13 protein-coding genes are annotated in these 14,231 nt (G+C 62.1%); 2 read left to right on the top strand and 11 right to left on the bottom strand.

The features are described 5' to 3' along the window. Positions 1–74: 74 nt before the first annotated feature. A complete protein-coding gene (locus tag ACZ47F_RS09845) occupies positions 75–1,610 on the bottom strand; it encodes a Ppx/GppA phosphatase family protein (RefSeq protein WP_464924543.1) in 1,536 nt (511 codons plus the stop codon). 133 nt (positions 1,611–1,743) lie between these two features. Here ACZ47F_RS09845 and ppk1 point away from each other — a divergent pair, with 133 nt between their 5' ends. After that, positions 1,744–3,834: a polyphosphate kinase 1 gene (gene ppk1, locus ACZ47F_RS09840; RefSeq protein ID WP_464924542.1), complete on the top strand. Its 2,091-nt coding sequence runs from the start codon at positions 1,744–1,746 to the stop codon at positions 3,832–3,834. Between the two features lie 77 nt (positions 3,835–3,911). After that, positions 3,912–4,082, top strand: coding sequence for a hypothetical protein (locus ACZ47F_RS09835; RefSeq protein WP_464924541.1), 171 nt, complete (start codon positions 3,912–3,914; stop codon positions 4,080–4,082). A gap of 197 nt (positions 4,083–4,279) precedes the next feature. On the opposite strand, the gene phoR is transcribed toward ACZ47F_RS09835, so the two are convergent. The 10 genes from phoR to pstS (ACZ47F_RS09785) form a co-directional block, all read right to left on the bottom strand. Then, entirely contained in the window at positions 4,280–5,626 is a 1,347-nt protein-coding gene (gene phoR / locus ACZ47F_RS09830; RefSeq protein WP_464924540.1) for a phosphate regulon sensor histidine kinase PhoR, read from the bottom strand. Between the two features lie 95 nt (positions 5,627–5,721). Continuing rightward, positions 5,722–6,450, bottom strand: a complete 729-nt coding sequence (phoB, locus tag ACZ47F_RS09825) for a phosphate regulon transcriptional regulator PhoB (protein ID WP_464926618.1) — start codon at positions 6,448–6,450, stop codon at positions 5,722–5,724. Between the two features lie 40 nt (positions 6,451–6,490). Continuing rightward, positions 6,491–7,195, bottom strand: a complete 705-nt coding sequence (gene phoU, locus ACZ47F_RS09820; RefSeq protein ID WP_464924539.1) for a phosphate signaling complex protein PhoU — start codon at positions 7,193–7,195, stop codon at positions 6,491–6,493. A 13-nt stretch (positions 7,196–7,208) separates the two neighbouring features. Continuing rightward, positions 7,209–7,991, bottom strand: a complete 783-nt coding sequence (gene pstB / locus ACZ47F_RS09815) for a phosphate ABC transporter ATP-binding protein PstB (protein WP_464924538.1) — start codon at positions 7,989–7,991, stop codon at positions 7,209–7,211. 9 nt (positions 7,992–8,000) lie between these two features. Further along, a complete protein-coding gene (pstA, locus tag ACZ47F_RS09810) occupies positions 8,001–8,879 on the bottom strand; it encodes a phosphate ABC transporter permease PstA (RefSeq protein ID WP_464924537.1) in 879 nt (292 codons plus the stop codon). After that, the gene (gene pstC, locus ACZ47F_RS09805; RefSeq protein WP_464924536.1) at positions 8,876–9,859 is read right to left on the bottom strand and encodes a phosphate ABC transporter permease subunit PstC; all 984 of its coding nucleotides are present in this window, start codon (positions 9,857–9,859) and stop codon (positions 8,876–8,878) included. Before pstC (ACZ47F_RS09805) ends, pstA (ACZ47F_RS09810) begins: the two co-directional genes overlap by 4 nt. Positions 9,860–10,023: 164 nt before the next feature. Then, on the bottom strand, positions 10,024–11,055 hold the full coding sequence (gene pstS / locus ACZ47F_RS09800; protein WP_464924535.1) for a phosphate ABC transporter substrate-binding protein PstS: 1,032 nt from the start codon (positions 11,053–11,055) through the stop codon (positions 10,024–10,026). Between the two features lie 128 nt (positions 11,056–11,183). Then, entirely contained in the window at positions 11,184–12,038 is an 855-nt protein-coding gene (gene pstA, locus ACZ47F_RS09795; protein WP_464924534.1) for a phosphate ABC transporter permease PstA, read from the bottom strand. Next, a complete protein-coding gene (gene pstC, locus ACZ47F_RS09790; protein WP_464924533.1) occupies positions 12,031–12,987 on the bottom strand; it encodes a phosphate ABC transporter permease subunit PstC in 957 nt (318 codons plus the stop codon). The genes pstA (ACZ47F_RS09795) and pstC (ACZ47F_RS09790) overlap by 8 nt, the downstream gene beginning before the upstream one ends. Positions 12,988–13,067: 80 nt before the next feature. Then, positions 13,068–14,150: a phosphate ABC transporter substrate-binding protein PstS gene (pstS, locus tag ACZ47F_RS09785; RefSeq protein WP_464924532.1), complete on the bottom strand. Its 1,083-nt coding sequence runs from the start codon at positions 14,148–14,150 to the stop codon at positions 13,068–13,070. Positions 14,151–14,231: the final 81 nt, after the last annotated feature.

The raw sequence follows: 14,231 nt of genomic DNA, 5'->3' as shown, positions 1-14,231 counted from the left end.
GCGTGTCTGCCTCTGTTTGCGCTGATCAATGCCTTGCGGCGCTTTGCTACAACTGAGTGGCGAGTGGCGGCGGTTCAAGGCACGCTGCGCAAGGTCACGTTCCAATTCAGCCGTGCCCATTCCGCGGCCTCTTGCCGCAGACTGTATTCGGTCAGCGGATTGGCCTTGAGCCAGCGTGCTGGCGCGACGATGTCGAGCGCACTGCGCACCCCCGGAAGGCTCAGCCCGGTGGGCTGGTAGCGCAAATGCAGGCCGTCGAGATCGACCGGCGCGCGGTTGCGCGCCAGGATGACCGCCAGCCGCAACGCCATCACCGCGTCGAGATCGAGGCTTTCCAGATCGGCCGCGCCGAGCTTTTTCAGCTTGCCGGTGTGTGCCAGAATCAGCGCCGCCAGCGCCGCCTGCTCGCCGCGCGAGAAACCCGGCATATCGGCGTTGGCCGCGATATAGGCCGAATGTTTGTGATACGCGCTGTGCGAGATCGACAGCCCGATTTCGTGCAGCTGCGCGGCCCAGCGCAGCAGGCGTTGCTCGGCCTCGCTGGCGTCGGGGCGCAGCTGCGCATACAGCCGCAGCGCCACCTCGCTCACCCGCTGCGCCTGCTGCGCATCGGCGCCGTAACGCTGGATGAACTGCAGCACCGTGACCTCACGCATGTCCTGCGACTGCTCCCGCCCGAGCAGGTCGTAGAGCACACCCAGACGCAGCGCGGCGTCGGTGACTTCCATGGACTGGATGCCCAGTTCCTCGAACACTCCGAGCATGATGGCCAGTCCGCCTGCGGCCACCGGCACGCGGTCGGGCTTGAGCCCTTCGAGGCGCAATTTGTTGAGGTTGCCTGCACGCACGAAGGTGCGCCGCAGTTCACGCAGGCCCTGCAGCGTGATGTCGCCCGGCTGATCGGGTGGGTTGAGGCGGCTGCCGGCGATCATGTCGGCCAGCGCGCGCGCCGTGCCGCTGGAGCCCACCGCGTGGTTCCAGCCGTTGCGCTTGAAGTCGGCGGCAATGATCTGGATTTCCTTGCGCGCGGCAATCTCGGCGGCGCGCATGGTGGTTTCGTCCACCTGATTGCCGGGAAAAAAGCGCTGGCTCATCGACACGCAGCCGATGTAGAGCGATTCCATCAACCCCGGTTCATAGCCCTGGCCAATGATGAACTCGGTGGACCCGCCGCCGATGTCGACCACCAGCCGCTTGCCCTGCACCACAGACACCGAATGCGCCGCACCGATGTAGACCAGGCGCGCCTCCTCTCGCCCGGCGATGACCTCGATCGGAAAGCCAAGCGCCTGCTGCGCGCGGTGCAGGAACTGCGCCGCGTTCTTGGCCACGCGCACGGTGTTGGTGGCCACCGCGCGCACCCGGTCCGGGTGAAACTGCCGCAGCCGCTCACCAAAGCGCTGCAGGGTCTGCAGCGCGATCTGCTGCGAGGCTTCAGAGAGGAATTTTCTGTCGTCCAGACCGGCTGCGAGCCGCACCGGCTCGCGCAGTGAATCGACCGGGTAGATCTGCACCCCTGCGGCGCTGTCCTGTGCCCGGCCGATGAGCATACGAAAACTGTTCGACCCCAGGTCGACCGCGGCCAGATGTTGGTTCAGGAGATTGGGCATGGGGCAATTGAACGTCAGGACGATGACAGCTTTTTGAACCCTGTCATCAAGGTTTCATCCGATGCCTGCATTCTCGCTCGGTTTGCTCACCGCGCTGGCAAAATGCCGGCTGTCCCAGCGTTGCTTGCCCTCCATGTCCGATCCCGCCTCGTTTCCCCGTCTGCTCAACCGCGAACTCGGCACCCTCGAATTCAATCGCCGCGTGCTGTTCCAGGCGCTCGATGACACCAACCCACTGCTCGAACGTCTGCGCTTTCTCAGCATCGTGTCGAGCAATATGGATGAGTTTTTCGAAACCCGCGTGGCCACACTGCAGGACATGCTCGAAGCCGATCCAAACTCGCGCACCCCGGACGGCATGTTGGTACGCGATGCGCTGGCTGAGATTTCGGTACGCGCCCATGCGCTCATCGCCGATCAATACCGCGTGCTGCAGCAGGCCGTGCTGCCCGCGCTCGAGGTTCACGGCATCCGGCTGTACCGCGTGTCCGACTGGACCGAGGCGCAGCGCGCCTGGGCGCAGCACTATTTCGAGACCGAGGTCTCGCCGCTGCTCACGCCCATCGGCCTCGATCCGGCGCATCCGTTTCCGCGGGTGATCAACAAGAATCTGGTGTTTGCCGTCCAGCTCGAAGGCACTGACGCCTTTGGCCGCAACATCGAACTTGGCGTGGTACAGACGCCGCGCACCCTGCCGCGCATCGTGCCGATGCCGCCCGAGCTATGCGACGCCCGCTACGGCTTCATGCTGCTGTCGTCGTGCATGCAGGCGTTTGCCGGCCAGCTCTTTCCGGGGCTGGCGGTGCGCGGCGTGCATCAGTTTCGCGTCACGCGTAACAGCGAGCTGTTCATCGACGATGACGACATCACCAATCTGCGTGTCGCGCTGCAGGGCGAACTGCGTGCGCGTCACTTTGGCGACGCGGTGCGGCTGGAGGTCGCGGCGGACTGTCCGCCAGAGGTCATCGACCGGCTGCTGCGAGAGAACAACATCCTGCCGCAAGACTGCTACCTTGTGGACGGGCCAGTGAACATGGTGCGGCTGCAGGAAATCATCGATCATGTCGATCAGCCGCAGCTACTGTTTCCGCCCTATGTGCCTGCGCTGCCTGCCAACTGGCCCGGCGTCAATCCCGAGATCTTCGACCGTATCCGCGAGCGCGACCTGCTGCTGCACCACCCCTACGATGCCTTCTCCCCAGTGGTCGACTTGGTGAAAACCGCGGCGCGCGACCCGGCCGTAGTCGCGATCAAGCAGACCATCTACCGCACCGGTGGCAATTCCGAGCTGATGGACGCGCTGATCGAAGCCGCGCGCAACGGCAAGGAGGTCACCGTGGTGCTCGAACTCATGGCAAGGCTGGACGAGGAGACCAATATCAACTGGTCGTCGCGGCTGGAGGCGGCCGGCGCGCACGTGGTGTTCGGCGTGGTCGGCTTCAAATGCCATGCCAAAATGCTGCTGATCGTGCGCCGCGAAACAGTCCCCGACACCGGCCGCAGATTGCTGCGCATGTACGCACACCTGGGCACCGGCAACTACCATGCCCGCACCGCCAGGCTCTACACCGATTTCGGCCTGATGACCGCCCACACGGAAATCTGCGAAGACGTCCGGCGGGTGTTTCTGCAGATCACCGGATCAAGCCAGGTGCAGCAACTGCGGCGGCTCTGGCAGTCGCCATTCACCCTGCTCGACAACGTGCTGGCGGCGATCGCTCGCGAGGCCGAGCATGCGCGCAACGGCAAGCCGGCGCGGGTGTGGGCACGGGTCAACGCGCTGCTGGAGCCCACGGTGATCGAGGCGCTGTACAACGCTTCACAGGCCGGGGTCGAGATCCGCCTGCTGGTGCGCGGCGCCTGCATGCTGCGTCCGGGGGTCGAGGGCCTGTCGGACAACATCCGTGTGCGCTCGACCATTGGGCGCTTCCTCGAACATTCGCGCGTGTTCTACTTCCACAATGGCGGTGATGCCGAGGTGTACATTTCTTCTGCCGACTGGATGGAGCGCAACCTGCGCCGCCGCGTGGAAATCGCCGTGCCGCTGCTGGACAACAAGATCAAGGCACAGGTCATCCGCGAAGGGCTACGGGTCCAGTGGCAACATCCGGGCAACGCGTGGGAGATGGACAGCGACGGCAACTACCACCGCCCGCGTGGCTCGCGCAGCCGGCTAAGCTGCCACCAGGTGCTGATGCACTCACGCCTGGTCGGCAAAAACTAGTGTAGTGTCGCGATCTTGATGGAATTTATATCAATCCCGCTTCTCCAATGGGCGATACGTGCAGAGTGGAGAAGTGAATGCGAGTGGCCCCCGAGATCGTGCTGACCAACGAAGAGCATGCCGAATTGTCGAAGCTGGTGCGCTCCAAGCTGTCGAGCGTGAGGCTTGCACAGCGTGCCCGCATCGTGCTGCTGGCCGCGCAGGGGATGCAGAACAAGGCCATCGCCCAGCAGTTAGCAGGCCGTTGAAAAACGTCGCGAGGATGGCCAGATGCAAGGCGCACGGCGCGCAGCGACCGAGACATATCAAATAGATAGGCGAGGCAGCGAGCACCGCGCAACGCCGCAGATGGCCCACCGCAGTCGTTTTTCAACGGCCTGCTAAACAGAATGCAACACTACACTAGGCCCCGACATCCGCCTTCGTCGTCCGCGCCAAAAAGACCTCAGGCGGCCTGCAGCGCCTGGCCTTGGTGATCGACCTGCACCAGTCGGGCCGCCGGAAAGCGCACGACAAACCGACTGCCTTTGCCCGGTACACTGCTGACCAGCAGTTCGGCATGGTGGCGCAGAAGCACATGCTTGGCGATCGCCAGTCCCAGCCCCGTGCCGCCGGAGTCGCGCGAGCGCCCACGGTCGACACGGTAAAACCGCTCAGTCAGCCGCGGGATATGCTCGGCGGCAATACCGATGCCGGTGTCGGTCACGCTAAATTCGGCGTATTTCGGCTTGCCGTCGTCGAATACCACCGCATCCCACTCCAGCCGGATGCTGCCGCCATCGGGCGTGTAACGCACCGCATTGCTCACCAGATTGGACAGCGCCGAGTGCAGTTCCTGCGGACTGCCGCGCACCCCCATCTCGGTGCGCACATCGGCCGAGATCTGGTGCCTGCCACCCGACAGCGCGAGCGCCTCGCTTCTGTACTGCGCCATCATCGCGCGCATGTCGATGACCTGCTCGTGCGGCGGATGCGGATCGCCCTCCAGGCGCGCCAGCACCAGCAGATCGTCCACCAGATGTCGCATGCGGTCGGACTGCGCCTGCATCATGTCGAGCACCCGCTGGCGCTGCGCGTCATCCAGCGGCATATCCCGCATGGTCTCGACAAAACCACCGAGCACGGTCAGCGGTGTCTTGATCTCGTGCGACACATTGGCCACGAAATCGCGCCGCATCGCCTCGGTGCGCTCGAGCTGCGTGATGTCCTGCGAAAGCAGCAGCTTTTGCCTATCGCCGTACGGAAAGATCTGCACGCTCAGCGTGAACTGCCCGCGCGCTCCTGCGCGGTGCATCTGCAGCGCCTGGTCAAAGCGCTGTGTCTGCAGATAGGCGACGAACTCCGGGTTGCGGATCAGGTGCACCGCGTGCTGCCGCAGATCGCGGTGCGCATCCAGCCCGAAGTGTTGCTCCGCCGTGGCGTTGCACCAGTCGATCTGGTCGTTCTCGTCGAGCAGGATGACGCCATTTGGCGACACCTGCAGTGCTTCGATGAAGCGCTGGAGCTTGGATTCCTCATGCCGCAGTCGCGCAGTCCACAGTCGCAGCAAGCGCGAGACACGGTAGAACACCTCGGCCCAGACGCCGCTGCCTTTCGGCATCGGCGAGGTCTCTGGCGCCCTGAGCCAGCCGATCAGGCGCGACAGCGCCAGCGAATCGCGCAACACCGCGGCAAATAGCATCAGCAGCGCGGCAACCAGCGCACCAACCAGGCCACCGACGATCGCGCCGGCCCCTGCAGCCAACGCGACGACCAGCAAAATGACGGTCAGACGCCAGACGACGAATTTCATGATGGAAGCCGGGTCAGCCTGCGCCAAGGCAGCGCGGAGCGCAGCACGCGCAAGAGGTCAGTCTCTGGTCATGCGTCCGGGCCGGAGAAGCGGGCTCACGCCACCGAAGCCTGTGCGGCGCGCGACTGCGCAGTGAAGCGGTAGCCGGCTCCGCGCACGGTCTCGACCATGTCGGCACATTGCACCTGCGACAGCGCCTCGCGCAGCCGCTTGATGTGGACATCCACCGTGCGCTCCTCGATGAACACATGATCGCCCCACACTTTGTCGAGCAGGGCGCCGCGGCTGTGCACCCGCTCGGGATGGGCCATCAGGTAATGCAGCAGTTTGAACTCGGTCGGACCCAGGCGGATTTCCACCGGCTCGCCACCTGCGCGCTTGAACAGCGCCCGACGGCTGGCGGGATCGACCGAAAGCCCGCCGATCTCGACCTGTTCATCGGTGAGCTGCGGTGCACGCCGGCGCAGCACCGCACGGATGCGGGCGAGCAGTTCCTTCGGTGAAAACGGCTTGGTGATGTAGTCGTCCGCGCCGGCATCCAGTCCCTGCACCTTATCGCCCTCCTCGCTGCGCGCGGTCAGCAGGATGATCGGAATACCCTTGGTGCGGGCATCGGCCCGCAACGCGCGCGCCAGCGCCAACCCCGACATGCCGGGCAGCATCCAGTCGATCAGTAGCACGTCCGGCAGCACGTCGCGAATGACGCGCAGCGCCTCCTCGGCGCTGGCTGCGCGGATTGGGCAATGGCCTGCATGCTGCAGATTCAACGCCAGCAGTTCGGCAATCGACGGCTCGTCTTCGACGATCAGGATGTTGCTCGACAGGCTCATGATGCGGGTGTTCTCGGTGGAAACGACAAAAGGATCAAAGCGAGCCGGCTACTTCGCGGAAGGCTTCCTTGTTGTGGCGCACATCGGTTCCGCGCACGATGTAGATGACGAATTCGGCAATACTCTTGGCATGGTCGCCAATGCGCTCGATGGCCTTGGCCACGAACATCAGGTCGAGCATGGTGGAGATCGCGCGGGGATCTTCCATCACGTAGGTGATGACCTTGCGGGTGAAGCCATCGAACTCGTCGTCGATCTGGCTGTCAGATTCGACGATCTCCACCGCGGCCTTTTCGTCTAGGCGGGCAAAGCAGTCCAGCGAACGGCGCAGCTGATCGATCGCCAAGTCGGCTGAATGCTGCAGGTCGCCGATGCCCATGGCCACCGACATGCCTGACTCGGAAATGTCGCGCGCCATGCGGGCAATGCGTGCGGCCTCATCACCGGCGCGCTCCAGATTGGTGATGGTCTTGGAAATCGCCACCAGCAGACGCAGATCGCGCGCAGTGGGCTGGCGCTTGGCGATGATCTGGGTGATGTCGGCGTCGATGTCGACTTCCATCTGGTTCACGCGCTTTTCCACCTGCAGCACATTGCGTGCCGCCTCACCATCCAGGTGGCGCAGCGCATAGATGGCCTGCGCCAGCTGCGACTCGACCAGCCCGCCCATTTCGAGCACTCGGGTGGAGACGGAATTGATTTCGGCGTCGAACTGAGTCGAGAGATGCGGCTTGTCCATGGGTGCGCTCCAATCAGCCAAAGCGGCCGGTGATGTAGTCCTCGGTTTCCTGTTTCTTGGGCTTGAGGAAGATTTCGTTGGTTTCGCCGAATTCGATGAGTTCGCCGAGATACATATACGCAGTGAAGTCTGACACACGCGCTGCCTGTTGCATGTTGTGCGTCACGATGGCCACCGTGTAGTCGCGCTTGAGCTCTGTCACCAGTTCCTCGACCTTCGCCGTGGAGATGGGGTCGAGCGCCGAAGTGGGCTCATCGAGCAGCAGTACTTCCGGCTTGATCGCCACGGCGCGGGCAATGCACAGACGCTGCTGCTGTCCGCCAGACAGGCTCATGCCGCTTTGCTGCAGCTTGTCCTTCACCTCTTCCCACAGCGCGGTCTTGGTCAGCGCCCATTCCACGCGGTCATCCAGTTCTGACTTAGGCAGCTTCTCGTAGAGCTTGATGCCAAAGGCGATGTTGTCATAGATCGACATCGGAAACGGCGTGGGCTTCTGGAACACCATGCCGATCTTCGCTCGCACCAAGGCCACGTCCTCCTTGGACTTGAGGATGTCCTGGCCATCGAGCAGGACCTCCCCTTGCGCGCGCTGCTCTGGGTAGAGCTCGTACATGCGATTGAACACGCGCAACAACGTGGACTTGCCGCAACCGGATGGACCGATGAACGCGGTGACCTTGTTCCTGGCAATCTCCATGTTGACATTCTTGATGGCCCTGAATTTCCCGTAATAGAAATCCAGGTTTCTCACTGTCATGCAGACCGAGGTCTGCTGGGTTTCAGCAACAGCGCTCATGATGGGCTTTCAATGTTTTTGACGAGTCAGAACACGCGCGGTGATGTTGAGGATCAGCACACCGAAGGTGATGATCAGCACGCCCGCCCAAGCCAGGTTCTGCCAGTTGGCATACGGGCTCATTGCATAGTTGTAGATCGTCACCGGCAGGTTGGCCATCGGCTGCGACAGTCCAGTGGTGAAAAATTGATTGTTGAGGGCGGTGAACAGCAGCGGCGCGGTCTCGCCGGAAATCCGGGCCACCGCCAGCATGATGCCGGTCAGCACCCCCGCGCGCGCGGCGCGCAAGATGACACTGGAGACCACTTTCCACTTGGGCGCGCCCAGCGCATAAGCCGCCTCTCGCAGCGAGCCCGGTACCAGCCGCAGCATATCCTCCGTGGTGCGCACGACCACCGGCACCACGAGCAGTGCCAACGCCACCGAACCGGCCCAGCCCGAGAATGTCTTGGTCTTGGCCACGATCAGCGCATAGACGAACAGCCCGATGATGATGGAGGGCGCAGCCAGAAGGATGTCGTTGATGAAGCGCGTGCTCTTGGCCAGCCAGCCGTTGTGACCGTATTCGGACAGGTACACCCCGGCCATGACGCCTAGCGGCGTTCCCAGCGCGGTGCCGACCACGGTCATCGCCACGGAGCCGTAAATGGCATTGAGCAGACCGCCATCGGTCATCGGCGGCGGGGTCATCTGGGTGAATGTGGCAATGCTCAAACCTTTGAGCCCGAGCTGCATCACGGAAAACAGGATCGCTAGCAGCCAGGACATGCCAAAGGCCATTGCTACAAGCGCCAGCGACAGCACCATGAAGTTGACCAATTTGCGGCGGGCGAAAAAGCGCCGCCGAATCTCGGCTTTGGACGCAGCGTTCATACTGATTGCGTTCATGTGCGAGTTCCTTCGCCTTTGGCCAGCTGTGCCAGCAGCATCTTGGATAGCGCCAGCACGACGAATGTGATGAAAAACAGCACCAGACCAAGATAGAACAGGGCCGATTGATGCATCGGTCCCGCCTCGGCAAACTCATTGGCCAGCACTGAGGTGATGGTGTTGGCAGGGGCGAACAGCGAGGAACTGAATGCACTGGTATTGCCGACGATGAATGTCACTGCCATAGTCTCACCCAGCGCACGCCCAAGCCCGAGCATGATGCCGCCGATCACCCCGGCCTTGGTGTACGGCAGCACCACATGGCGCACCACCTCCCAGGTGGTGCAGCCAATGCCATAAGCAGACTCCTTGAGCATCGGCGGCGTGATCTCGAACACATCCTTCATCACCGACGAAATGAAGGGAATGATCATGATGGCCAGAATGATGCCGGCCGACAACAGCCCGATTCCCACCGGCGCGCCCTGGAACAGAAATCCGATGCCCGGAACCTGCCCAAACCAATTTTGCAGTGGTGTTTGCACATACTGCGCCAGCAGCGGCGCAAACACCAGGAGGCCCCACATACCGTAGACGATCGACGGAATCGCGGCGAGCAACTCGATGGCCGTGGCCAGCGGGCGGCGCAGCCAGGCCGGTGACAACTCGGTGAGGAACAGCGCAATGCCAAAACTTACGGGCACCGCAATCAGCACCGCAATGAAAGAAGTCACCAGGGTGCCGTAAATCATGGAGAAGCCACCGAACCGATCGTCTGTCGGGCTCCAAATCGAGCTGGTGAAAAAGCCCAGCCCGGTGGCCTTGATCGCCGGCCAGGCACCGATAAACAGCGAAACAATGATGCCCGCGAGGGTCGCCAGACTGATGATGGCGGCAAGGCGGGACAATCCTGAGAACACCAGGTCGCCGAGCGGGTTGTGCTTGCGTTTTTGCCCGGCGCCGGGCTCGCCGATGACTGCGTGGGACGATGCATTCATGGAGGTGGTGGAATAACTCGCAGCCATGACTGTAAACCCTTCAATCGAATCGGCCCGCGCGGATCACTCCGCGCGAGCCTGAGATCCTGCTGAGCAGCGGCGGCGTCGTTGCGATGGGCATTCAACCACCGGCTAGCACGCCGCTTGGAACCGCGTGACCGGGATTATTTCCAGACAGGCTGACCAGAGGTGGACTTGACCTTGCCCCACTCTTTGTAGATGGACGCCTTCACCGGCTCAGGCATCGGGATGTAGTCCAGAGCTTCGGCGTACTTGTCTCCTTCCTTGTAGGCCCACTGGAAGAACTTGAACACGTCGGCGGTTTTCTCCGGCTTGTCGGTGGTCTTGTGCACCAGAATGTAAGTGGCATTGGTGATCGGCCAGGATGCATCGCCCGGCTGGTCGGTCAGCACCTGGTAAAAAGTCTTGGACCAGTCGGCGTTCGCAGCTGCTGCCTTGAAGGCCTCGACCGACGGCTTGACCACCTTGCCAGCCTTGTTCACCAAGTCAACCACATTGAGCTTGGGATTTTGCTTGGCGTAGGCGTATTCGACATAGCCGATGGAGTTGGGCAGTTGCGAGACGAAGCCCGCCACACCTGGGTTGCCCTTGCCGCCCGTGCCGACCGGCCAGTTCACCGTAGTGCCGAACTTGTACTTCTCGGCCCACTGCGGGTTGGTCTTGGCCAGATAGTTGGTGAAGATGAATGTGGTGCCCGAGGCATCGGCGCGGCGCACCACGGCAATCTGCGCATCGGGCAGCTTCACACCAGGGTTGAGCTTGACAATGGCCGGGTCATTCCACTTTTCGATCTTGCCCATATAGATGTCAGCAAGCACAGAGCCGGTCAGCTTCATTTCGTTGGACTTCAGTCCGGCGATGTTCACCACCGGCACCACGCCACCCATCACGGTGGGGAACTGGATCAGGCCGTCCTTTGCCAGTTCCTCATCGGTCAGCGGCATGTCGGAGGCGCCGAAATCGACCGTCTTGGCAATGATTTGCTTGATGCCTGCACCAGAGCCCACGCCCTGGTAGTTCACCTTGCCGAGACCGGCCTTGTTGAACTCATAGGCCCATTTTTCGTAGACCGGCTGAGGGAACGTGGCGCCCGCGCCGGAAATTTCGAGTGCGTTCGCGCTGTAAGTGGCAGCCAGAAAGGCCGAAGCCAGCAGGCTCTTGACAATGATTTTCATTGAGTGAACTCCCTGTGGTGATGCAAAAAGTAACCCAGCCAACACGCCGACAATGGCGGCCGAGAGATACTTTAGGTCACCAATATGACAGTTTCGTGTCATTCATGGAGTGGCATCGCCCCACCCATTTAGACCGGGTGCCTGGGTATTAGGAAGGTGCGCGCCACCAGATTGATGATCAGTACCATAGTCACCACCAGAAAGGCCGCGGCATAGGCCAGCGCATGCGCCGAGGCGAAGGGCTGGTTGATGAAGCTCCAGATCACGTAGGTCAGATAGCCGATGGGCGACTGGGTAAGGTGCCCGTTCCACAGGTAGTTCGACCAGCCCGCGGTGTAGATCAGTGGAGCGGTCTCGCCAACGGAAATCGCCAGGGCAAACAGCACACCGGTCAACACCCCGGACCGGGCCGCCGGCAGCAGCACGCGCAGCACCACATGATGCTCCTTACACCCCAGCGCATAGGCTGCCTCGCGCAGGCTGGTTGGGTTTTGCCGCATCGCCAGCTCGGTAAAGCGCGCGATGTAGGGCATGATCATGATCGCCAGTGTGATCGCGCCGGCCAGCGCTGAGAACTGCCAGCCCAGGCCCACGACCAGCGTGACATAGGCGAAATAGCCCAGCACGATGGACGGCACACCCGTGAGTACATCGGACAGGAAACGCACCACACGCCCCCAGCGCCCTTGCCCGTATTCCCCCAGGTAAATCCCAGTGAGCACCCCGATGGGCGTGGCAAACAGCAGAGCGCCGAAACTGAGCACGAACGTGCCCTCGATCGCGTTGAGCAGTCCGCCGCTGATGCCGTTGGTCACCTGGGTGAACAGTGTTGGCGACACCGCCGCACCGCCCCTGACCAGGGTCATCCAAAGGATGTCAACCAGCGGAACGACGACCAGGGCAAAGGCCGCTGCACACAACAGGGCGAAAGCGCCGTTGAGCACCCAGCGCCTGCGCTGCAGGCGTCTGCTGCGATCAGACACGATGGAGGTGGATGCGGCTGGTGAGGAGGCGAGCGATGACATTGACGATGACCGCGATGATGAGCAGCACCAGAGCGATTTCAGCCAGCGAACGCACGGCCATTCCGCTGGGATCCTGTAAGGCACTGTCGAGTTGGGAAGCGATGAATGCCGCCATGCTGGTGATGGGGCTGTAGAGAGAATTGGGCAGGTAGTTGAGCGCACCACCGCTGACCATGAGGACTGCCATGGTCTCGCCCAGCGCGCGGCCCAGCGCCAGGATGACCGCACCGATCAACGGCACACGCACCGCAGGCAGTAAAATTTTCAGCAACACCTCGGCACGGGTTGCACCCAGCGCGTAACTGGACTCGCGCATGTCATTGGGAACGCGCTTGAGCGCTTCGACCAGGGTACTGGTGATGACCGGCAGAACCATCAGCGCCAGCACCAGCCCCGCAGTGAGCAAGCCGTAGCCGCTCGTGGCCGGTGCAGAGAAAAACGACGTGAAGTCCAGTACATGCTGCAAAAACGGCGCAATATGCGTCAACACCAGCGGTGCAAGGATTTCCAGACCCCATAGCCCATAGACCACGCTGGGCACCATGGCCAGCAGCTCGACGATCTGGATGAATGTCCCGCGGAGCCGATGCGGTGCGTATTCGTTGAGAAACAAAGCCACGCCGATACCAACCGGCACCGCCAGCAGCAACGCGATTGCTGAGCTTGCCAAGGTGCCAACGATAAACACCCAGATGCCGTAAGTCGCGCCGATCGGCACTTCAAAGCCGTGCCGCTGGACCGGATTGGCGTACAGATTGCCCAAGCTCCAGGTCTCGGTGGTCAGGAAGTGCACCCCGTTGTACTGGATCGCTGGCCAGGAGTAGATCGTCAGAAACCCGAGCACCGCAAGGAGCGACAGCGGGATCAGGGTCGAGACAGCCAGCAATCCGGGGCGGAACAGGCGCATGACGAATCAATCCTTCTTGTCAAAATGCAGCACCGGGTTGCCTGTGCAGGCAGCCCGGCGAGACCCAGACCGGCAGAGGATCACTCGATCTTGGCGATCTGTGCCTTGCTCAGCTGCTGAATGCGGGCCGGCAGGGCAATGAACCGCACCTGTTCGAGGTACTTGGCCGCATTGCCTCCCTTGCTGTCGACAGCCCAGCTCAGGAATTCCTTGATCGCCTTTGCGGTTTCCGGGTTGGGCTGCTTGGCGTTGACGATGGCGTACTCATAGTTAATGATCGGATACGAATCCGCGCCATCGGAAAACACCAGACTGATGCGCTCGTCCGCCGGCGTCTTGGCGATCAGGCCCGATGCAGCTGCACTCACGGTCTTGGCCGTCGGCAACAGGAAATTCCCCGCCTTGTTCTTGATCATCGCCGTGCCCAGCCCAGCCTTGGCGATTTCCTTGTGGAAGCTCACGCCGATATAGGCCACCGAGTACGGCGTGCTCTGGCAGGCCTGCACCATGCCGGGGTTACCGTTGGCGCCCACCCCACCCTGCACCGCTGGCCAGGAAATGGAGGTGCCGTAACCGACGCTGTCGTTCCACTTGGGCGTGGAAAACGACAGGTACTGGCTGAAAATGAAGGTATCGCCGCTGCCGTCGGTGCGGTGGATGGGCACGATGGCATGGTTGGGCAGCTTCACGCCCGGGTTCATCGCCTTGATCGCCGGATCGTCCCAGTTCTTGATGCTGCCGTCGTAGATGCCCGCAAGCACTGGGCCGTCGAGCTTGAGATGCTTGTTGTTCAGACCGGGAATGTTGTAGTTGATGGTCTGCGCCGAGATGGCCAGGGGAATATTGAGAATGTTTGGGTTCTGCTTGATCTGTGCATCGGACATATAGGCATCGGACGCACCGATCTGTGCCACGCCTGAGATGGCCTCAGCAATGCCGGTGCCGCTGCCAGTGCCCTGCGTGGTGATTTTGATCCCGGGATGCATCTTGGTGTAGTCAGGTACCCAGAGGTTGAACAGTGGGTACAGCAGCGTAGAACCGGTTTCAAGCAGGGTGATCTGCGCGGCCTGTGCCGGCAGTGCAAATAGGCCGGCGGCCAGGGTCAGGCTGGCAGCCGCTAGGGTGGCCTTGATCTGGGTGCGGCGGATGGGGTTGTGCGACATCGTTCTCTCCGGGGTGACGTTTCCCGCATGTCAAGCGGGCACGACCGCCATTTCAGACCCCGAATATGACAGTTCCGTGAT

The sequence above is a fragment of the Thiomonas islandica genome, assembly GCF_055383445.1.
The sequence above is the reverse complement of the archived record's forward strand: the minus strand, read 5'-3'. Positions and strand labels throughout refer to the sequence as shown.

What these genes read in the sequence shown, in the direction of transcription:
- pstA (WP_464924537.1), bottom strand. Translation starts at nt 8,879, where the DNA reads ATGAACGCAATCAGTATGAACGCTGCGTCCAAAGCCGAGATTCGGCGG.
- ACZ47F_RS09835 (WP_464924541.1), top strand. Translation starts at nt 3,912, where the DNA reads ATGCGAGTGGCCCCCGAGATCGTGCTGACCAACGAAGAGCATGCCGAA.
- pstS (WP_464924532.1), bottom strand. Translation starts at nt 14,150, where the DNA reads ATGTCGCACAACCCCATCCGCCGCACCCAGATCAAGGCCACCCTAGCG.
- phoR (WP_464924540.1), bottom strand. Translation starts at nt 5,626, where the DNA reads ATGAAATTCGTCGTCTGGCGTCTGACCGTCATTTTGCTGGTCGTCGCG.
- pstC (WP_464924533.1), bottom strand. Translation starts at nt 12,987, where the DNA reads ATGCGCCTGTTCCGCCCCGGATTGCTGGCTGTCTCGACCCTGATCCCG.
- ppk1 (WP_464924542.1), top strand. Translation starts at nt 1,744, where the DNA reads ATGTCCGATCCCGCCTCGTTTCCCCGTCTGCTCAACCGCGAACTCGGC.
- pstS (WP_464924535.1), bottom strand. Translation starts at nt 11,055, where the DNA reads ATGAAAATCATTGTCAAGAGCCTGCTGGCTTCGGCCTTTCTGGCTGCC.
- ACZ47F_RS09845 (WP_464924543.1), bottom strand. Translation starts at nt 1,610, where the DNA reads ATGCCCAATCTCCTGAACCAACATCTGGCCGCGGTCGACCTGGGGTCG.
- phoU (WP_464924539.1), bottom strand. Translation starts at nt 7,195, where the DNA reads ATGGACAAGCCGCATCTCTCGACTCAGTTCGACGCCGAAATCAATTCC.
- pstC (WP_464924536.1), bottom strand. Translation starts at nt 9,859, where the DNA reads ATGAATGCATCGTCCCACGCAGTCATCGGCGAGCCCGGCGCCGGGCAA.
- pstB (WP_464924538.1), bottom strand. Translation starts at nt 7,991, where the DNA reads ATGAGCGCTGTTGCTGAAACCCAGCAGACCTCGGTCTGCATGACAGTG.